This is a genomic window from Streptococcus sp. SM3 (genome assembly GCF_027497875.1).
Map to the genome: position 1 here is coordinate 50,481 of NZ_JAJNSA010000001.1, position 20,949 is coordinate 71,429.

Annotated in this window: 19 protein-coding genes; 15 read left to right on the plus strand and 4 right to left on the minus strand. The window is 38.8% G+C overall.

The features are described 5' to 3' along the window. The first annotated feature begins 32 nt into the window (after positions 1-32). The 10 genes from PAN06_RS00235 to PAN06_RS00280 all read left to right on the plus strand — a co-directional run bounded on the left by PAN06_RS00235 (position 33) and on the right by PAN06_RS00280 (position 9,260). Positions 33-929 (plus strand): aldose 1-epimerase family protein, encoded by an 897-nt coding sequence (locus PAN06_RS00235; protein WP_269795267.1) that lies wholly within the window; start codon positions 33-35, stop codon positions 927-929. Positions 930-1,214: 285 nt separating this feature from the next. Further along, positions 1,215-1,640, plus strand: a complete 426-nt coding sequence (gene lacA, locus PAN06_RS00240) for a galactose-6-phosphate isomerase subunit LacA (protein ID WP_000029277.1) — start codon at positions 1,215-1,217, stop codon at positions 1,638-1,640. Positions 1,641-1,788: 148 nt separating this feature from the next. Further along, positions 1,789-2,304 carry a galactose-6-phosphate isomerase subunit LacB gene (lacB, locus tag PAN06_RS00245; RefSeq protein ID WP_125458362.1) on the plus strand — a complete coding sequence of 172 codons (516 nt, stop codon included), beginning with the start codon at positions 1,789-1,791 and terminating at the stop codon, positions 2,302-2,304. A 10-nt stretch (positions 2,305-2,314) separates the two neighbouring features. Beyond that, positions 2,315-3,244: a tagatose-6-phosphate kinase gene (locus tag PAN06_RS00250; RefSeq protein ID WP_125458363.1), complete on the plus strand. Its 930-nt coding sequence runs from the start codon at positions 2,315-2,317 to the stop codon at positions 3,242-3,244. A 1-nt stretch (position 3,245) separates the two neighbouring features. Then, on the plus strand, positions 3,246-4,226 hold the full coding sequence (gene lacD, locus PAN06_RS00255; protein WP_001229115.1) for a tagatose-bisphosphate aldolase: 981 nt from the start codon (positions 3,246-3,248) through the stop codon (positions 4,224-4,226). A 233-nt stretch (positions 4,227-4,459) separates the two neighbouring features. Continuing rightward, positions 4,460-5,296, plus strand: a complete 837-nt coding sequence (locus PAN06_RS00260; RefSeq protein WP_049491608.1) for a transcription antiterminator — start codon at positions 4,460-4,462, stop codon at positions 5,294-5,296. A gap of 35 nt (positions 5,297-5,331) precedes the next feature. Further along, positions 5,332-5,649 (plus strand): PTS lactose/cellobiose transporter subunit IIA, encoded by a 318-nt coding sequence (locus PAN06_RS00265; protein WP_001078329.1) that lies wholly within the window; start codon positions 5,332-5,334, stop codon positions 5,647-5,649. Beyond that, on the plus strand, positions 5,649-7,340 hold the full coding sequence (locus PAN06_RS00270; RefSeq protein WP_001037324.1) for a lactose-specific PTS transporter subunit EIIC: 1,692 nt from the start codon (positions 5,649-5,651) through the stop codon (positions 7,338-7,340). The genes PAN06_RS00265 and PAN06_RS00270 overlap by 1 nt, the downstream gene beginning before the upstream one ends. Positions 7,341-7,554: 214 nt before the next feature. Beyond that, positions 7,555-8,961, plus strand: a complete 1,407-nt coding sequence (lacG, locus tag PAN06_RS00275) for a 6-phospho-beta-galactosidase (RefSeq protein WP_049493867.1) — start codon at positions 7,555-7,557, stop codon at positions 8,959-8,961. A 41-nt stretch (positions 8,962-9,002) separates the two neighbouring features. Beyond that, a complete protein-coding gene (locus PAN06_RS00280) occupies positions 9,003-9,260 on the plus strand; it encodes a DUF3884 family protein (protein WP_078375044.1) in 258 nt (85 codons plus the stop codon). 104 nt (positions 9,261-9,364) lie between these two features. Here the strand turns inward: PAN06_RS00280 and PAN06_RS00285 are convergent, their stop codons facing one another. The 4 genes from PAN06_RS00285 to nrdH form a co-directional block, all read right to left on the minus strand. Continuing rightward, positions 9,365-10,132 carry a DeoR/GlpR family DNA-binding transcription regulator gene (locus tag PAN06_RS00285; protein WP_060805556.1) on the minus strand — a complete coding sequence of 256 codons (768 nt, stop codon included), beginning with the start codon at positions 10,130-10,132 and terminating at the stop codon, positions 9,365-9,367. A 143-nt stretch (positions 10,133-10,275) separates the two neighbouring features. Next, complete coding sequence (nrdF, locus tag PAN06_RS00290) at positions 10,276-11,238, minus strand: class 1b ribonucleoside-diphosphate reductase subunit beta (RefSeq protein WP_269795268.1); 963 nt, start codon at positions 11,236-11,238, stop codon at positions 10,276-10,278. Between the two features lie 194 nt (positions 11,239-11,432). Continuing rightward, entirely contained in the window at positions 11,433-13,592 is a 2,160-nt protein-coding gene (nrdE, locus tag PAN06_RS00295; protein ID WP_269795269.1) for a class 1b ribonucleoside-diphosphate reductase subunit alpha, read from the minus strand. 80 nt (positions 13,593-13,672) lie between these two features. Next, positions 13,673-13,891 (minus strand): glutaredoxin-like protein NrdH, encoded by a 219-nt coding sequence (nrdH, locus tag PAN06_RS00300; RefSeq protein ID WP_000259240.1) that lies wholly within the window; start codon positions 13,889-13,891, stop codon positions 13,673-13,675. A 350-nt stretch (positions 13,892-14,241) separates the two neighbouring features. Here nrdH and PAN06_RS00305 point away from each other — a divergent pair, with 350 nt between their 5' ends. From PAN06_RS00305 to adcAII (PAN06_RS00325), 5 genes are all read left to right on the plus strand, one after another. Beyond that, entirely contained in the window at positions 14,242-14,505 is a 264-nt protein-coding gene (locus PAN06_RS00305) for a phosphocarrier protein HPr (RefSeq protein ID WP_000146947.1), read from the plus strand. Positions 14,506-14,510: 5 nt separating this feature from the next. Then, the gene (gene ptsP / locus PAN06_RS00310; RefSeq protein ID WP_042751092.1) at positions 14,511-16,244 is read left to right on the plus strand and encodes a phosphoenolpyruvate--protein phosphotransferase; all 1,734 of its coding nucleotides are present in this window, start codon (positions 14,511-14,513) and stop codon (positions 16,242-16,244) included. A gap of 134 nt (positions 16,245-16,378) precedes the next feature. Next, positions 16,379-17,296 carry a zinc-binding lipoprotein AdcAII gene (gene adcAII / locus PAN06_RS00315; RefSeq protein WP_269795270.1) on the plus strand — a complete coding sequence of 306 codons (918 nt, stop codon included), beginning with the start codon at positions 16,379-16,381 and terminating at the stop codon, positions 17,294-17,296. A 7-nt stretch (positions 17,297-17,303) separates the two neighbouring features. After that, positions 17,304-19,877: a pneumococcal-type histidine triad protein gene (locus PAN06_RS00320; protein ID WP_269795271.1), complete on the plus strand. Its 2,574-nt coding sequence runs from the start codon at positions 17,304-17,306 to the stop codon at positions 19,875-19,877. Between the two features lie 153 nt (positions 19,878-20,030). Continuing rightward, the gene (adcAII, locus tag PAN06_RS00325; RefSeq protein ID WP_004262447.1) at positions 20,031-20,948 is read left to right on the plus strand and encodes a zinc-binding lipoprotein AdcAII; all 918 of its coding nucleotides are present in this window, start codon (positions 20,031-20,033) and stop codon (positions 20,946-20,948) included. The last annotated feature ends 1 nt before the right edge of the window (position 20,949 follow it).

Sequence of the window (20,949 nt, forward strand, 5' to 3'; positions counted from 1 at the left end):
TTTTATAAACTATCAAGAAATCGGAGAAAATAATGGTAATTGAATTAAAATCAGAACAATTAAGAGTTCAATTTAACAGTTTTGGTGGGGCTCTTTCTTCTATAAAAGATGCTGAGGGACTTGAGTATTTGTGGCAAGGGGATGCTACTTATTGGAGTGGACAAGCTCCTGTTCTCTTTCCCATTTGTGGTTCATTGAGAGAGGATACAGCATTTTATATAGATGAGAAGGGACAAGAAAGTAAAGGAAAGATTCCTCGACATGGTTTGGTTCGTAAGAAAGAATTTGAATTAGTTGAACAGACAGATAATAGTGTAACTTTTGCAATTGAAGACGATGAGAATAGCTATCAGAACTACCCTTATCATTTCCGCCTAGAAATCACCTATACCCTTTCTGCCAAAACAGTACGAACTCAATACAAAATATTTAATAAAGAAACTAGCAAGGTCCTGCCTTACTTTATTGGTGGACATCCAGGCTTTAATTGTCCCTTACTGGATGATGAAGTCTATGAAGATTACTATTTAGAGTTTGAGAAAGAAGAAACTTGTTCTGTTCCGCGCCCTTTCCCAGAAACTGGTATGCTTGATTTTCAAGATAGAAGTCCATGGCTGGAAGGTCAAAAAGAATTAGACCTCAGCTATAATCTTTTCAGTACAGATGCAGTTACCTTAGATGAATTGCAATCTAGAACAATTGCTCTTCGTTCCCGTAAACATGATAAGGGATTGAAAGTGCACTTCGCAGAGTTCTCAAATCTCATTATATGGTCAACTTTGAATAAAGGACCTTTCATTGCTTTTGAACCATGGTCTGGCTTGTCAACATCCCTTGAAGAAGGAGATTATCTAGAAGATAAGAAGAATGTTCGTCTCCTAGAACCTGGTCAAGTGGATCAAATTGGTTTTGATATCGAAATTTTTTAATTAAAAAAACACAAAAACAAACACTAATTGTTGACTTTTTTAAGAAATAGGAGTATATTATGTTTGTAAGCAACAAATGATGTTTGACACAAACAAACAATCGCTTGTTATATTCTCTTTCGTGGAGAAAGATTATTTCTAGGAAACTGATTTCCTAAACTTGAATAAGGTGTCATTCATCTCATTCAATCCAATTTGTCAATAAACTGCTAGAAAGCTTTTGTAGGTAAACTGTTAACTATAAAAGGTTTTACTAGCCTAGAAAAATAAAAAGGAGTATACAATATGTCTATTGTTATCGGTGCAGATGCTGCAGGTTTGAGATTGAAAGAAGTTGTGAAAGACTTCTTGGAAAAAGAAAACTTCCATGTTGTGGATGTTACAGCTGAAGGTCAAGACTTTGTTGATGTGACTCTTGCTGTTGCTGCAGAAGTAAACAAAGAAGAACAAAACCTTGGTATCGTGATTGATGCTTATGGAGCTGGTCCATTCATGGTTGCAACAAAAATCAAAGGAATGGTTGCTGCAGAAGTATCTGACGAACGTTCAGCTTATATGACTCGTGGCCACAACAACTCACGTATGATCACTATGGGTGCACAACTTGTTGGTGATGAATTGGCTAAAAACATCGCTAAAGGATTTGTTAACGGTAAATACGATGGTGGACGTCACCAAATTAGGGTCGACATGTTGAACAAAATGTGCTAATACTCTTCAAAAATCAAGATAATCTGTTGTCAGCTCACTTTAGCTAACCTCAGTTATGCTTGCAGCTCGCTTCCTAAGCTAATCTTGATTTTTCTTGAGTAGGGATAAATGATATTAGATTTACATAATTAATCGGAGGGAATAACTAATGAGAATTGCAATTGGATGTGACCACATCGTAACAGATGAAAAAATGGCGGTTTCAGAATTTTTGAAATCAAAAGGATATGAAGTCATTGACTTTGGTACATATGACCATACACGTACTCACTACCCAATCTTTGGTAAAAAAGTAGGGGAAGCTGTAACTAGCGGTCAAGCTGATCTTGGAGTATGTATCTGTGGTACTGGTGTTGGTATCAACAACGCTGTAAATAAAGTTCCAGGTGTCCGTTCTGCCTTGGTTCGTGATATGACAACAGCCCTTTATGCTAAAGAACAATTGAATGCCAATGTTATCGGATTTGGTGGTAAGATTACTGGTGAATTGCTCATGTGTGACATCATCGAAGCTTTCATCAAAGCTGAATACAAACCATCAGAAGAAAACAAAAAATTGATTGCGAAAATTGAACACCTTGAAAGTCACAATGCTCAACAAACAGACGCAAACTTCTTCACTGAATTCCTTGAAAAATGGGATCGCGGAGAATACCACGACTAAGAGGTGACCTATGATTTTAACAGTCACAATGAACCCATCCATCGATATTTCCTATCCCTTGGATGAGTTGAAGATTGATACTGTCAATCGTGTGGTAGATGTAACCAAAACGGCTGGTGGTAAGGGACTCAATGTTACCCGAGTACTTTCAGAATTTGGCGATTCTGTTCTTGCTACTGGTTTAGTGGGTGGAAAACTTGGTGAGTTTTTGGTTGAACATATCGATGATCAAGTAAAGAAAGATTTCTTCTCAATTCAGGGAGAAACTCGTAACTGTATCGCTATTCTCCATGGAGACAACCAAACAGAAGTTCTTGAAAAAGGACCTGAAGTATTGGAACAGGAAGGTCAAGACTTTTTGGAACATTTCAAAAAACTCTTGGGTTCAGTTGAAGTAGTAGCCATCTCAGGTAGTCTGCCAGCTGGCCTTCCAGTTGATTACTATGCGAGCTTGGTAGAACTTGCTAATCAAGCTGGCAAGCCTGTTGTCTTGGACTGCTCTGGTGCAGCACTTCAGGCGGTTCTTGAATCACCACATAAACCAACAGTCATCAAACCAAATAATGAGGAATTGTCTCAGCTTCTTGGAAGAGAAGTTTCTGAGGATTTGGATGAATTAAAAGAAGTCCTTCAAGAACCTTTGTTTGCAGGTATTGAATGGATTATCGTTTCACTTGGTGCCAACGGTGCCTTTGCCAAACATGGTGATACTTTCTATAAGGTCGATATTCCTAGAATTCAGGTAGTCAACCCTGTCGGATCTGGAGACTCTACTGTGGCAGGAATTTCTTCAGGACTTCTTCATAAAGAATCGGATGCAGAATTACTCATCAAGGCAAATGTCCTTGGTATGCTCAATGCTCAAGAAAAAATGACTGGTCATGTCAACATGGCCAACTATCAAGCTCTATATGATCAATTAATAGTAAAAGAGGTATAAAATGGCTTTAACAGAACAAAAACGTGCACGCTTAGAAAAACTTTCTGATGAAAATGGTATCATCTCAGCTCTTGCATTTGACCAACGTGGTGCTTTGAAACGCCTCATGGCTCAACACCAAACAGAAGAACCAACTGTGGCTCAAATGGAAGAACTTAAAGTTTTGGTAGCAGATGAATTGACTAAATATGCTTCATCTATGCTTCTTGATCCTGAATATGGACTTCCAGCAACTAAAGCTCTTGATGAAAAAGCTGGTCTTCTCCTTGCTTATGAAAAAACAGGTTATGACACAACAAGCACAAAACGCTTGCCAGACTGCTTGGATGTTTGGTCTGCAAAACGTATTAAAGAAGAAGGTGCAGATGCAGTTAAATTCTTGCTTTACTATGATGTAGATAGCTCAGATGAACTTAACCAAGAAAAACAAGCTTACATCGAACGTATCGGTTCTGAGTGTGTGGCGGAAGACATTCCATTCTTCCTTGAAATCCTAGCTTATGATGAAAAAATTGCTGACGCAGGTTCTGTAGAATATGCGAAAGTAAAACCACACAAAGTTATTGGTGCCATGAAAGTCTTCTCAGACCCACGCTTTAACATTGATGTCTTGAAAGTGGAAGTTCCTGTTAACATTAAATATGTTGAAGGCTTCGCTGAAGGTGAAGTAGTTTATACACGTGAAGAAGCAGCAGCCTTCTTCAAAGCTCAAGATGAAGCAACTAACTTGCCATACATCTACTTGAGTGCTGGGGTATCAGCTAAACTTTTCCAAGATACTCTTGTATTTGCTCATGAATCAGGTGCAAACTTCAATGGAGTTCTTTGTGGCCGTGCTACATGGGCTGGATCAGTTGAAGCTTACATCAAAGATGGTGAAGAAGCAGCACGTGAATGGCTTCGCACAACTGGATTTGAAAACATTGATGAACTCAATAAAGTTCTTCAAACAACAGCGACTTCATGGAAAGAACGCGTGTAAGTAAGTCCTCCTAGGTTAGGAACATGAATCTAAAAAAATTTAAAAAAAGTTGTATGTAAAGGTTTACAAAATAACTTACTTGTGCTATACTTAAATCACAAGTTAATACAAGGTGAGTGTTACTAAGTAATATTAGGCATGATCACAGGTGAATTAGAAATCGGCTGATTTTCTAGTTCATTTGTGGTCATTTTTTGTACTCATATACCTTTAAGATATAAAAGGAGGTTGACATGTATCGAATTCTAAATCCAATAAATCATAATGTTTCGCTTGTCAGGAATGATAAGGGAGAAGAAGTGATTGTAATTGGTAAGGGGATTGCATTTGGGAAGAGGAAGGGAGATTTGATTACTGAACATCAGGTTGAGAAAATCTTTCGGATGAAGACCGAAGAGTCAAGAGAAAACTTTATGGCTCTCCTCAAAGATGTTCCGCTTGATTTTATCACAGTGACCTATGAAATCATTGATAAGCTATCAAAGAAATATCATTATCCGATTCAAGAGTATCTCTACGTAACCTTGACAGATCATATTTACTGTTCTTACCAAGCTCTAGCACAAGGAAGGTACAAGGATAGTAATCTGCCAGATATTTCCACTAAGTATCCTGTCGCTTTTCAAATCGCAAATGAAGCATTTGAAATTTACCGCCAGAAGCTAGCAGATCATTTTCCTGAGGACGAGATTATTCGGATTGCTTATCATTTCATTAATGCCGAAGGTGAAAATGAAGTAGAACTTGTGGAGTCGATTGATAAGAGGAAAGAAATTCTCAGGAATGTTGAAGAAGTTTTAACGGACTATGCAATTCAACGAACTAAAGAGAATAACCATTTCTATGATCGTTTTATGATACATTTGAATTATTTCTTGGATTATTTAGACAGATCTAGAGATGATAACCAATCACTTCTGGATATGGAAGATCATATTAAACAATCCTATCCAAAAGCCTTCGAGATTGGTTCCAAGATCTATGATGTGATTACGCAACATACGGGTCTTGATTTGTATAAAAGTGAACGAGTTTATCTAGTTCTACATATCCAACGTTTATTGTCATAAAAATTTATTTAAAACTATATAAGGAGAATTCTATCATGAATAGAGAAGAAGTAACATTGTTAGGTTTTGAAATCGTAGCCTATGCTGGCGATGCTCGTTCAAAATTATTGGAAGCCTTGAAGGCTGCTGAAGCTGGTGATTTTGCGAAAGCGGACACTTTGGTAGAGGAAGCTGGTAGCTGTATTGCAGAGGCTCACCACGCGCAAACAAGTCTATTAACTAAGGAAGCTTCTGGTGAGGATTTGGCCTATAGTGTAACCATGATGCATGGCCAAGACCACTTGATGACAACTATCTTGTTAAAAGATTTGATGCACCACTTAATCGAACTTTATAAGAGAGGAGTTAAATAATGAACAAACTAATTGCATTTATCGAGAAAGGAAAGCCTTTCTTTGAGAAACTATCTCGTAATATCTATCTTCGTGCTATTCGTGATGGTTTCATTGCAGGTATGCCTGTTATTCTCTTCTCAAGTATTTTTATCTTGATTGCCTTTGTACCAAACTCATGGGGCTTTAAATGGTCTGATGAAGTTGTAGCCTTTCTGATGAAACCTTACAGCTATTCAATGGGTATTTTAGCTCTCTTGGTAGCTGGTACAACAGCCAAGTCATTGACTGACTCAGTAAACCGTAGCATGGAGAAGACCAATCAAATCAACTATATGTCAACATTGTTGGCAGCAATTGTTGGTTTGTTGATGTTGGCAGCTGATCCTATCGAAAATGGTCTAGCTACTGGATTCTTGGGGACAAAAGGTTTGCTTTCAGCCTTCCTTGCTGCCTTTGTTACTGTAGCCATCTATAAGGTTTGTGTTAAGAACAATGTCACTATTCGTATGCCTGACGAAGTTCCACCAAATATCTCACAAGTCTTTAAAGATGTGATTCCATTCACTCTATCTGTTGTTTCTCTTTATGCTCTTGATTTACTAGCACGTCATTTTGTTGGTGCAAGCGTAGCTGAATCAATCGGTAAATTCTTTGCACCGTTATTCTCTGCAGCTGATGGCTATCTTGGTATTACCATTATCTTTGGTGCCTTTGCCTTCTTCTGGTTTGTTGGTATCCATGGTCCATCTATCGTTGAACCAGCAATCGCAGCTATTACCTATGCAAATGCCGAAGTCAACTTGAACCTTCTTCAACAAGGTATGCACGCTGACAAGATTCTTACTTCTGGTACACAAATGTTTATCGTTACCATGGGTGGTACAGGTGCGACACTGGTTGTTCCATTCATGTTCATGTGGTTAACAAAATCAAAACGTAACCGCGCAATCGGACGTGCTTCAGTAGTTCCAACTTTCTTTGGTGTAAATGAACCAATCTTGTTTGGTGCACCGCTTGTATTGAACCCGATCTTCTTCATTCCATTTATCTTTGCTCCAATCGCAAACGTTTGGATCTTCAAATTCTTTATTGAAACACTTGGCATGAATTCATTTACTGCTAATCTACCATGGACAACTCCAGCTCCACTAGGTCTAGTTCTTGGTACTAACTTCCAAGTTCTATCATTCATTCTTGCTGCTCTTCTAATCGTGGTTGACGTAGTCATTTACTATCCATTCCTTAAGGTCTATGATGAACAAATTCTTGAAGAAGAACGTTCAGGTAAATCTAATGATGAATTGAAAGAAAAAGTTGCTGCGAACTTTAATACAGCTAAAGCAGATGCTATTCTTGAAAAAGCTGGTGTAGAAGCAGCACAAAATACCATCACTGAAGAAACAAATGTCCTCGTTCTCTGTGCAGGTGGAGGGACAAGTGGACTTCTTGCAAATGCTTTGAACAAGGCAGCTGCAGAATACAATGTTCCTGTGAAAGCAGCAGCAGGTGGCTATGGTGCTCACCGTGAAATGTTGCCAGAGTTTGATCTTGTTATCCTTGCCCCTCAAGTTGCTTCAAACTTTGAAGACATGAAAGCAGAAACAGATAAACTTGGTATTAAACTTGCCAAGACAGAAGGCGCTCAATACATCAAATTAACTCGTGATGGAAAAGGTGCTCTTGCATTCGTGCAAGCTCAATTCGATTAACGATAGGGACTGTGAAACAGTCTCCTATCGTTACGGCAATCGCTATGGCGAATTTCCTAGTCGCCTTGTTAATTCGTCGGTAAAAAGATATCGTTTTTACCTTCTCATGTCACAATTTGGTGACTCGGTACAAGAAGTGAGATGAAGAAGGATGGCTCACTGACTCCTCTCCTCTCACTTTTACTTTATTTTAAATCAAGAAATAGGTGAAAAAATGACAAAAACACTTCCAAAAGACTTTATTTTCGGTGGCGCAACAGCTGCCTATCAAGCAGAAGGTGCTACACATACTGATGGTAAAGGACCAGTAGCGTGGGATAAATATCTTGAAGATAACTACTGGTACACTGCAGAACCAGCCAGTGATTTTTACAATCGATACCCAGTTGACCTCAAGTTGGCAGAAGAGTATGGTGTCAATGGCATTCGAATTTCTATTGCTTGGTCACGTATTTTCCCAACAGGCTACGGTCAAGTAAATCAAAAGGGTGTTGAGTATTATCATAATCTATTTGCAGAGTGTCACAAACGTCATGTTGAGCCCTTTGTAACTCTTCATCACTTTGATACGCCAGAAGCTCTCCACTCAAATGGAGACTTCTTAAACCGTGAAAATATCGAACACTTTGTAGATTACGCTGCCTTCTGTTTTGAAGAATTTCCAGAAGTAAACTATTGGACAACCTTTAATGAAATTGGACCAATCGGTGATGGTCAATACTTGGTTGGGAAATTCCCTCCAGGTATTCAGTACGACCTTGCCAAAGTCTTCCAATCGCACCACAACATGATGGTTTCTCATGCGCGTGCAGTCAAGCTATATAAAGATAAAGGTTATAAAGGAGAAATTGGTGTTGTTCATGCACTGCCAACCAAGTATCCTTTGGATCCTAAAAATCCAGCAGATGTTTGTGCAGCAGAGTTGGAAGATATCATCCACAATAAATTTATCTTGGATGCAACTTATCTGGGTCTCTATTCAGCTGAAACGATGGAAGGTGTCAACCATATCTTATCAGTCAATGGTGGTAGCTTAGATCTTCGTGAAGAAGATTTCGAAGTATTAGAAGCCGCAAAAGACTTGAATGACTTCCTTGGAATTAATTACTATATGAGTGACTGGATGGAAGCCTTTGATGGAGAAACTGAAATCATCCATAATGGTAAGGGTGAGAAAGGAAGCTCTAAATACCAAATCAAAGGTGTTGGTCGTCGTGTAGCTCCTGATTATGTACCACGTACGGATTGGGATTGGATTATCTACCCTCAAGGTTTGTATGACCAAATCATGCGCGTGAAGAAAGATTATCCGAATTACAAGAAGATTTACATCACTGAAAATGGACTTGGTTATAAAGATGAGTTCGTCGATAACACTGTTTACGATGATGGTCGTATTGATTATGTGAGACAACACCTGGAAGTCTTGTCTGATGCTATTGCAGATGGAGCTAATGTAAAGGGTTACTTCATTTGGTCATTAATGGATGTCTTCTCATGGTCAAACGGTTATGAAAAACGCTACGGTCTCTTTTATGTAGACTTTGAAACTCAAGAACGTTATCCGAAGAAATCAGCTAACTGGTACAAGAAAGTAGCGGAAAGTCAGATTATAGACTAGTAGAATTAGTCATTAGATATAGAATTCTAGTGAGGTAAAAGATGTTCAAAGATTTTATCCAATCTATTTATGAAAAAGTTTATATTATCAATTTTGATAAATGCTCTCAAATACCTTGTTTGACTAATGAGGAGCTGAAAAATCTTGGGAAATGGTATGTCTCTACCGGTAAAGAATGGATTTGCCATTCAGACTATGAGCTAGAAGAATTTAAAAATATCTTTTTAAATTTTATCAGTCCTGAAGAACGGGATAATATCTCCTTTGATTCAGATTTTATGCCGTTTCAACAATCATAAAGAATCTAGGAAACTCTTTGTAAAAATCTTCATCAAAAAATGCGTCATATCAAGATTCTTATTTTCTTGATATGACGCATTTTATATTTTATCAATCCTCAGTTTTATGGTTTAGAAAGAATAATTTTTGTTTGTTTTGAAAGTTGTTCGAAGGTTTCTTTGCTCAGTTTAGAATCTGAAACGATGGTATCAATATCAGAGATATTGTAGAAGGTATAAAAATCAAATTTATTGAACTTACTATTGTCAGCTAGTAAGTATTTTTTATTGGAATTGTTGAGGGCAATACGTTGTGATTCACCTTCCTCTTCGCTGAAGGTGGCAATCGAATTGTCCTTAATACCATTACAGCTAACGAAGGCTTTAGAAAATTGGAGATTGGCTAGGTTTTGTAAGGTTAGTGTTCCCACAAAGGCTCCAGTGATAGAGCGATAGTTTCCACCGATTAAAATCAAATCTGTTAGTTTTCGTTCGTTTAGGATGAGAAAGACTGGTAAACTGTTTGTTACAACACGAATATTATCAATTGGAAGTTCACGGGCAAAAGATTCTAAGGTCGTACCAGGGCCGATAAAAATAGTTTCCCCCTCATCAATTAAATGGCCTGCAAAACGGCTAATTTCTTGTTTTTCTGCGATTTGTAAGCTTTGTTTTTCAATATTAGAACGTTCATTATTTAAAATGGAACCTGTGCGAATTTTTTCAGCTCCACCGTGCACCCGAACAAGTAAATCCTTGTCGGCTAACTCTTGTAAGTAGCGTCTAGCAGTCATATCTGACACATCCAAGCGAGTCATGATTTCTTTTACAGTAATAGTTCCCTTTGTATTTACCGTTTCTAGAATATTATCTAGTTTTTCCTGCTTTAACATCGTTATCACCTCTATTTCTATTACTATTTTATCATAAAGTATTCAATCAATCAATTTAAAAAAACAAAAGAAAACAAAAACAAAAATATCATGGTTGTTTTAAACAAACCATGATATTTGTTATCAGTTCTGGGATAATTGAATTAGTCCAAACCGTAATTGTAGTCATCGTCTTGCATGGCTTCAACTTCACCAAGGAGGTAACCATTTCCGACTTGAGAGAAGAAGTCGTGGTTGGAAGTTCCTGTTGAAATACCGTTCATAACGATTGGGTTGACATCATCAGCTGAATCTGGGAAGAGTGGATCTTGTCCCAGGTTCATGAGTGCCTTGTTGGCATTGTAGCGGAGGAAGGTCTTGACTTCTTCAGTCCAGTCAACACCGTCATAGAGGCTCTCTGTATAACCTTCTTCGTTCTCGTAGAGAGTGTAGAGCAGGTCGTACATCCATTCTTTGAGTTTTTCTTGCTCTTCTTCAGGCAATTCATTGAAACCAAGTTGGAATTTATATCCGATGTAGGTTCCGTGAACAGACTCATCACGAATAATTAATTTGATGATTTCCGCAACGTTGGCTAGTTTGTTGTTACCGAGATAGTAGAGGGGAGTGAAGAAACCAGAGTAGAAGAGGAAGGTTTCAAGGAAGACGCTGGCAACTTTCTTTTCAAGTGGGCTACCGTTTAGGTAGATTTCGTTGACAATCTCAGCCTTCTTTTGTAGGTACGGATTGGTATTGGTCCATTCGAAAATTTCTTCAATCTCAGCCTTAGTATTCAAGGTAGAAAAGATTGATGAGTAAGATTTAGCGTGGACAGATTCCATAAATTGGATGTTATTGAAAACAGCTTCTTCATGTGGTGTACGGATGTCTGCGCGAAGGGCTTGAACCCCAGTTTCAGATTGCATAGTATCGAGAAGGGTTAAACCACCAAAGACTTTTCCTACCAAGTCTTTTTCTACATTTGATAGCTTTCTCCAGTCATCCAAGTCATTTGACAAGGGAATACGTGTATCAAGCCAGAATTGCTCCGTCAGTTTTTCCCAAGTTGATTTGTCGATGACATCTTCGATGGCATTCCAGTTAATGGCTTTGTAGTAAGTTTCCATTTGAAATCTCTTTCTGTGTTTAGTATTGCGAACTCACAATTACTTCTATTTTATCATAATTCTAGAGGAGTATCGCACAAAAAGTCGGAAGCCCGACTTTTTTGTTTTTCCATGGTATAGATGCTTATTCCAGTTTAGTTTAGCAGGGTGAATGAATCACTAATCTGAGAAAATGTAGTTTCCTCAAGCAAAGATTAAATCACACAGCTTTCACATTGGTTAGCACCGACTTCTCCACCATCATCTGTAAAGGTACGGACGTAGTAGATAGACTTGATACCCTTGTTAAAGGCATAGTTACGAAGGATTGACAAGTCACGTGTCGTTTGTTTGTTTTCTTTCTTCCATTCGTAAAGTCCTTTTGGAATGTCACTACGCATGAAGAGTGTGAGTGAAAGTCCTTGGTCCACGTGCTCAGTTGCAGCAGCATAGACATCAATCACTTTACGCATATCCATGTCGTAAGCAGAAGTGTAGTAAGGAATGGTTTCTGTTGACAATCCAGCAGCAGGGTAGTAGATTTTTCCGATTTTCTTTTCTTGACGTTCTTCGATACGTTGTGTAATCGGGTGGATAGAAGCAGAAACGTCATTGATGTAACTGATCGAACCATTTGGCGCTACAGCAAGGCGGTTTTGGTGGTAAAGTCCATCTGCTTGAACCTTGTCACGAAGTTCAGCCCAGTCAGCAGCACTTGGGATAAAGACATCTTTGAAAAGTTCTTTAACACGGTCTGATTTTGGAACAAATTCGCCAGTTACATACTTGTCAAAGTAGCTTCCGTTAGCATAGTCTGATTTTTCAAAGTTATGGAAGGTAATACCACGTTCACGCGCGATATTGTTTGATTCTACCAAGGTCCAGTAGTTCATGAGCATGAAGTAGATGCTTGTAAATTCAACAGACTCAGGCGATCCATATTCAATCAGTTTTTGGGCAAGGTAGCTGTGAAGTCCCATGGCACCAAGTCCAAAGGTGTGAGCTTGGCTATTTCCGTGGTCAATCGTAGGCACAGCTACGATGTGTGAACTATCTGTAACGAAAGTAAGGGCACGAACCATAGCACGGATAGAACGACCAAAATCGGGTGAAGTCATCATGTTAACCACGTTGGTTGAACCAAGGTTACATGAAACATCCGTTCCCATTTGAAGGAATTCTTGAGCATCGTTGATCAAGCTTGGTTCTTGAACTTGAAGAATTTCAGAACACAAGTTGCTCATGATAATCTTTCCATCAACGGGATTTGCACGGTTAGCCGTATCAATGTTGACTACATAAGGGTAGCCAGACTCTTGTTGCAATTTAGAGATTTCAGTTTCCAAATCACGCGCCTTGATTTTTGTCTTACGGATATTTGGATTTGCGACTAGTTCATCGTATTTTTCAGTGATGTCAATGTAGTTGAACGGCACACCGTATTCAAGCTCTACAGAGTATGGGCTGAAGAGGTACATTTCTTCATTTTTACGTGCTAATTCGTAGAATTTATCGGGCACCACAACACCAAGTGAAAGGGTCTTAACACGAACTTTTTCATCGGCGTTTTCTTTCTTAGTTGAAAGGAAGGCGATGATATCAGGGTGGAAGACGTTGAGGTAGACAACACCAGCACCTTGACGTTGACCCAATTGGTTTGAGTAAGAGAAGCTATCTTCGAAAAGTTTCATAACTGGAACGACCCCAGACGCTGCTCCTTCATAGCCTTTGATAGGTGCACCAGCTTCACGAAGGTTGCTGAGGGTAATTCCCACACCACCACCGATACGTGAAAGTTGAAGAGCTGAGTTGATAGAACGTCCGATAGAGTTCATATCATCAGTTACTTGGATCAGGAAACATGATACCAATTCTCCACGACGAGCACGTCCAGCATTCAAGAAGGAAGGAGTAGCAGGTTGGTAGCGTTGGTGGATGATTTCATTGGCAATATCGATTGCAACAGCTTCATTGCCATCAGCGAAATAAAGGGCGTTAAAGAAGACACGGTCTTCCATGCTTTCAAGATAATATTCACCGTCGTTTGTCTTCAAGGCATATTGATTGTAAAACTTATAGGCAGCCATGAAAGACTTGAATTGGAAGTTTTGTTCTTTAATAAATTGAGACAATTCTTCCAAGAATTCTGGACGGTATTTCTTGATAAAGGCTGTTTCGATATAGTTGTGTTCAATGAGGTAGTTGATTTTATCTTTGATTGAATCAAAAATCATAGTGTTTGGAACTACATTTTCTTTAAAGAAGGCATCCAAGGCTTCCTTATCTTTATGAAGCATGATTTGTCCATTGACAGGACGGTTGATTTCGTTATTGAGACGGAAGTAAGTCACGTCCTCAAGATGTTTTAATCCCATAAAATTTCCCTTATCTAATTACAAAAGAAAGGCTTCTAAGTTAGCCCTAGAAGCAGTTTCTTCTGGATGATGTACTAAGATTATGCTAATTGTTTCAATTTTCCTGGTTGGAAACCTGAAAAGACTTCAGTTGGTGTTTGGATAACAGGAGCTGCGCTGAAACCGAGCTCTTTAACTTGATCGATGTACTCAGGTTGCTCATCGAGATTGATTTCGCGATAAGCGACATTATTACTGTCCAAGAAACGTTTGGTCATTTTACATTGGACACAGTTGTTTTTAGAATAAACGGTTACCATTGTGTAACTCCTCTTTCAAAATAGATTACTTTCCTAGTATATCAGAAAATAAATTTTTGTCAATGATTTGAAACTAAATATAGTGGTCTATTTTTCTGCTCGAGCTCACAAAGCACAATATGTAGTGTTTGTTTTGTGAAATAGTGATGATAATCCTACAAGTAGTTTTTTGGAAAACTATATCCTGTGTTTTGTTATCTAAAATAGAAGATTTTCAGCAAGTTATCTGAAAGGAAATCGAATAAATCCCATAAAATGCTTGAAAAAAATCCTAGAAGATGATATAATACCAAATTGTAAGGGTTATCACATATAACTCAAAAAAGAAAGAACAAAAGGAGAGTCAAACTATGGCTTCTAAAGATTTCCACGTAGTGGCAGAAACAGGTATTCACGCACGTCCAGCAACATTGTTGGTACAAACTGCTAGCAAATTTGCTTCAGATATCACTCTTGAGTACAAAGGTAAATCAGTTAACCTTAAATCAATCATGGGTGTTATGAGTCTTGGTGTTGGCCAAGGTGCTGATGTAACTATCTCAGCTGAAGGTGCAGATGCAGATGACGCTATCGCTGCAATCTCAGAAACAATGGAAAAAGAAGGATTGGCATAAGGAAAATGACAGAAATGCTTAAAGGAATCGCAGCATCTGATGGTGTTGCAGTTGCAAAAGCATATCTACTCGTTCAACCGGATTTGTCATTCGAGACTGTTTCAGTCGAAGATACAAACGCAGAAGAGGCTCGTTTGGATGTAGCTCTTGAAGCTTCTCAAAACGAGCTTTCTCTTATCCGTGAGAAAGCTGTAGGTACGCTAGGTGAAGAAGCAGCTCAAGTTTTTGACGCTCATTTGATGGTTCTTGCTGACCCAGAATTGATTGGTCAGATTAAAGAAACAATTCGCGCTAAGAAAGTCAATGCTGAAGCAGGTCTTAAAGAAGTGACTGACATGTTCATCACTATCTTTGAAGGAATGGAAGACAATCCATACATGCAAGAACGTGCAGCGGATATCCGCGACGTGACAAAACGTGTGTTGGCTAACCTTCTTGGTAAAAAATTGCCAAACCCAGCTTCTATCAATGAAGAAGTAATTGTGATTGCGCATGACTTGACACCATCTGATACAGCTCAATTGGACAAAAACTTTGTAAAAGCTTTTGTAACAAACATCGGTGGACGTACAAGCCACTCAGCTATCATGGCACGTACACTTGAAATTGCAGCTGTATTGGGAACAAATAACATCACTGAAGTGGTGAAAGACGGTGATATCCTTGCCGTTAACGGAATTACTGGTGAAGTGATTATCAACCCAACAGATGAACAAGCGGCAGAATTTAAAGCAGCTGGTGAAGCTTATGCTAAACAAAAAGCTGAATGGGCACTTTTGAAAGATGCCCAAACAGTGACTGCTGACGGTAAACACTTCGAGTTGGCTGCTAACATCGGTACTCCAAAAGACGTTGAAGGTGTTAACAACAACGGTGCAGAAGCTGTTGGACTTTACCGTACAGAGTTCTTGTACATGGATTCTCAAGACTTCCCAACTGAAGATGAGCAGTATGAAGCATACAAGGCTGTTCTTGAGGGAATGAATGGTAAACCTGTGGTTGTTCGTACAATGGATATCGGTGGAGATAAGGAACTTCCTTACTTCGATATGCCACATGAAATGAACCCATTCCTTGGATTCCGTGCCCTTCGTATCTCTATTTCTGAAACTGGAGATGCAATGTTCCGTACACAGATCCGTGCCCTTCTTCGTGCTTCTGTTCATGGTCAATTGCGTATCATGTTCCCAATGGTTGCCCTTTTGAAAGAATTCCGTGCAGCCAAAGCAGTTTATGAAGAAGAAAAAGCAAACCTTCTTTCTGAAGGAGTTGCAGTTGCGGATGACATCCAAGTTGGTATCATGATTGAAATCCCTGCAGCAGCAATGCTTGCAGACCAATTTGCAAAAGAAGTAGACTTCATGTCAATTGGAACAAACGACTTGATCCAATACTCAATGGCAGCAGACCGTATGAACGAGCAAGTTTCATACCTTTACCAACCATATAACCCATCAATCCTTCGCTTGATCAACAACGTTATCAAGGCAGCTCACGCTGAAGGTAAATGGGCTGGTATGTGTGGTGAGATGGCTGGTGACCAAAAAGCTGTTCCACTTCTTGTTGGAATGGGCTTGGATGAGTTCTCTATGTCAGCAACATCTGTACTTCGTACACGTAGTTTGATGAAGAAATTGGACACTGCTAAGATGGAAGAGTACGCTAACCGTGCCCTTACAGAGTGTTCAACAATGGAAGAAGTTCTTGAACTTCAGAAAGAATACGTTAACTTTGATTAATCGAAAACTCCTTGCAACTTAGTTGCAAGGAGTTTTTATAGTATAAAATCTATTAACTAGTTCATAAAATGCTTGACAATAAAAAAAATTGGAGTAGAATATTAACTAGTTAAATAACTAGTTAAGGAGTTTTTATGAAGAAACAAAATTTGTTTTTAGTGTTGTTAAGTGTCTTTCTTTTGTGTTTAGCTGCTTGTGGGCAGAAGGAGAGCCAGTCAGGTAAAGGGATGAAAATTGTGACTAGTTTTTATCCTATCTATGCCATGGTCAAGGAAGTATCTGGTGACTTGAATGATGTTCGAATGATTCAGTCAAGTAGCGGAATTCACTCCTTTGAACCTTCAGCAAATGATATCGCAGCCATCTATGATGCAGATGTATTTGTCTACCATTCACATACACTTGAATCTTGGGCAGGAAGTCTGGATCCCAATCTAAAAAAATCCAAAGTTAAAGTTTTAGAGGCTTCAGAAGGAATGACATTGGATCGTGTCCCTGGTCTAGAAGATGTGGAAGCAGGTGATGGAGTTGATGAAAAAACGCTCTATGACCCTCACACATGGCTAGATCCTGAAAAAGCTGGAGAAGAAGCTCAAATTATCGCTGATAAACTTTCAGAGGTGGATAGTGAACATAAAGAAACTTATCAAAAAAATGCGCAAGACTTTATCAAAAAAGCTCAAGAATTGACTAAGAAATTCCAACCTAAATTTGAAAAAGCGAGTCAGAAAACATTTGTAACCCAACATACAGCCTTTTCTTATCTAGCGAAGCGATTTGGACTCAATCAACTTGGAATCGCAGGTATCTCTCCTGAACAAGAACCAAGTCCACGACAACTAACAGAAATTCAGGAATTTGTTAAAACCTATAAGGTTAAAACGATTTTTACAGAAAGTAACGCTTCTTCAAAAGTAGCTGAAACTCTTGTTAAATCAACAGGTGTGGGTCTAAAAACTCTAAATCCTTTAGAGGCAGACCCACAAAATGACAAGACTTATCTAGAAAACCTAGAAGACAATATGAGTATTTTAGCAGAAGAATTGAAATGAGGAGATTATGAAAATAAATAAAAAATATCTAGCTGGGTCAGCAGCTGCACTTGTTTTAAGTGTCTGCGCTTATGAACTAGGTTTGCATCAAGCCCAAACTGTGAAAGAAAATAACCGTGTTTCATACATTGATGGCAACAAACCAAGCCAAAAGGCAGAAAATTTGACACCTGATGAAGTCAGTAAAAAAGAAGGTATAAATGCCGAGCAAATCGTTATCAAGATTACGGATCAAGGTTATGTGACTTCTCATGGAGACCATTATCATTATTATAATGGCAAGGTTCCTTATGACGCCATCATCAGCGAAGAACTTCTGATGAAAGATCCAAATTATCAGTTGAAGGATTCAGATATTGTCAATGAAATTAAGGGTGGTTATGTGATTAAGGTAGACGGGAAATACTATGTTTACCTGAAAGATGCAGCACATGCTGATAATGTTCGCTCAAAAGAAGAAATCACTCGTCAGAAGCAGGAACACGGTAGTAATCACGGAGGTGGTTCTAGCGATAAAGCGGTAGTCGCTGCCAGAGCTGAGGGTCGTTATACAACGGATGATGGTTATATCTTTAATGCCTCTGATATCATTGAGGACACAGGTGATGCCTATATCGTTCCTCATGGCAATCATTTCCACTATATTCCTAAGAGTGACTTGTCTGCCAGTGAATTAGCTGCAGCTCGAGCCTTCCTATCTGGAAAGACTAATCAACCAAGCTCAGTTGGGTATCGTCCGTCAACGAATTCTTCTAGCAGTAGCTCATCAGAGACATCGAATAGTAGTTCATATGGACAAACGAATCAAAGAAATGTTGAGACAAATGCTAGAAGATGGGCTCCAAGTGTTAGCCCACAAGTGGATAATAGTTATCAAGCAAGTCCAAGTGAAGACGTATCCAGTCTCTTGAAACAGCTTTATGCCTTGCCTCTTAGCCAACGACATGTGGAATCAGATGGACTTGTCTTTGATCCAGCGCAGATTACAAGAAAAACTACGAATGGTGTCGCAGTGCCACACGGAGACCATTATCACTTTATCCCTTATTCTCAAATGTCTGACTTAGAGCAGAAGATTGCAAGAATGATTTCTGAAAATTATCAAGGAAATCATACTACTGCAGGTGGTAAAGAATTAAAACCAATTCCGACTCCAATCCCTGCTCCAGAGCCTACCCCAATACCAAGTCCACAACCTGTACCAAATCCTCAACCAGCTCCAAGCAATCCAATTGATGGAAAATTGGTAAAACAGGCGATTCGAAAGGTGGTTGATGGTTATGTCTTTGAAGAGAATGGAACTTCGCGTTATATCTCTGCCAAGGAACTTTCAGCAGAAACTGTTGCAGCCATTGATGATAAACTTGCTAAACAAGAAAGTTTGTCTCATAAGTTAGGAGCTAAGAAAATCAATCTTGCATCTGGTGATCAAAAATTTTACAACAAAGTTTATGATTTACTAGCAACAGTTCATCAAGATTTGATTTCCAATAAAGGGCGCCAAGCTGATTTTGACGCTTTGGATAGACTAATGGAACGTCTCAACGAAGAGTCAAGTGATAAAGTCAAGTTAGTTGATGATATCCTTGCTTTTCTAGCGCCGATTCGTCATCCAGAACGTTTAGGAAAACCAAATGCACAAATAGCTTACACAGATGATGAGATTCAAGTAGCCAAGTTGGCAGGCAAGTATACAACAGAAGATGGCTATATCTTTGACCCCCGTGATATCACTAGTGATGAGGGGGATGCCTATGTAACTCCGCATATGAGCCACAGTCATTGGATTAAGAAAGAAAGTTTGTCTGAAGCTGAAAGAGTAGCAGGTCAAGCTTATGCTAAAGAGAAAGGTTTGACACCTCCTTCAACAAATCATCAAAGTTCAGGAAATACTGAGGCTAAGGGAGCAGAAGCGATTTACAATCGAGTAAAAGCAGTTAAGAAGGTACCACTTGACCGTATGCCTTACAATCTCCAACATACTGTGGAAGTTAAAAATGGAAGTTTGATTATACCTCATTATGACCATTACCATAACATCAAATTTGAGTGGTTTGACGAAGGACTTTATGAGGCACCTAAGGGGTATAGTTTAGAAGAGCTATTTGAAACTGTGAAGTATTATGTCGAACATCCAAACGAACGTCCGCATTCAGATAGTGGTTGGGGCAATGCGAGCGACCATGTTCAAAGAAACCACAATAGTCAAGCTGCTAACAACAATCAAACAGAGAAACCAACAGAGGAGAAACCTCAGACAGAAAAAATTGAGGAGGAAAAACCTCGCGAAGAAAAACCGAAAAATGAGAAAGCAGAATCTCCAAAACCAAAAGAACCAGAGGAATCAGAAGAAGAATCACCATCGGAACCAGAGGAACATCAGGTTGAAACTGAAAAGGTTGAAGAAAAACTGAGAGAGGCGGAAGAGTTACTTAAAAAGATTAAGGATCCAATTCTTAAGTCCAATGCCAACGAAACTCTCACAGGATTAAAAAATAACCTGTTATTTGGTTCTCAGGACAACAATACTATTATGGCAGAAGCTGAAAAGCTATTAGTCTTGTTAAAGGAGAGTAAGTAACTATACAACTATTATAGAAGATAAAAAGGGAGCAGAATATGGATTCTGTTCTCTTTTTTATGAAATTGTGTAAAAATTCTTGACATATTTTCTAAATAAAGATAAACTATTTACTAGTTAATTAAATGGTTAAACACTAGTTAAGGAGTTATGGTGAAAAAGAGGACGATTTTAGTATTGATGAGCAGTGTATTGGCTCTGGTATTAGCTGCTTGTGGCCAAAAGGAAAGCCAGTCAGGTAAAGGGATGAAAATTGTGACCAGTTTTTATCCCATCTATGCCATGGTCAAGGAAGTATCTGGTGACTTGAATGATGTTCGAATGATTCAGTCAAGTAGCGGAATTCACTCCTTCGAACCTTCGGCAAATGATATTGCAGCCATCTATGATGCAGATGTCTTTGTTTACCATTCGCATACGCTCGAATCTTGGGCAGGAAGTTTAGATCCCAATCTAAAAAAATCCAAAGTTAAGGTTTTAGAGGCTTCAGAAGGAATGACATTGGACCGTGTTCCTGGTCTAGAAGACGTGGAAGCAGGTGATGGAGTTGATGAAAAAACGCTTTACGATCCTCACACTTGGCTAGATCCTGAAAAAGCTGGCGAAGAAGCTCAGATTATCGCTGATAAACTTTCAGAGGTGGATAGTGAACATAAAGAAACTTATCAAAAAAATGCGCAAGCCTTTATCAAAAAAGCTCAAGAATTGACTAAGAAATTCCAGCCTAAATTTGAAAAAGCGAGTCAGAAAACATTTGTAACCCAGCATACAGCCTTTTCTTATCTAGCGAAGAGGTTTGGACTCAATCAACTTGGAATCGCTGGTATCTCTCCAGAACAAGAACCAAGTCCAAGACAACTAACAGAAATTCAGGAATTTGTTAAAACCTATAAGGTTAAAACGATTTTTACAGAAAGTAATGCTTCTTCGAAAGTAGCTGAAACTCTTGTCAAATCAACAGGTGTAGGTCTTAAAACTCTGAATCCTTTAGAGGCAGACCCACAAAATGACAAGACTTACCTAGAAAACCTAGAAGACAATATGAGTATTTTAGCAGAAGAATTGAAATGAG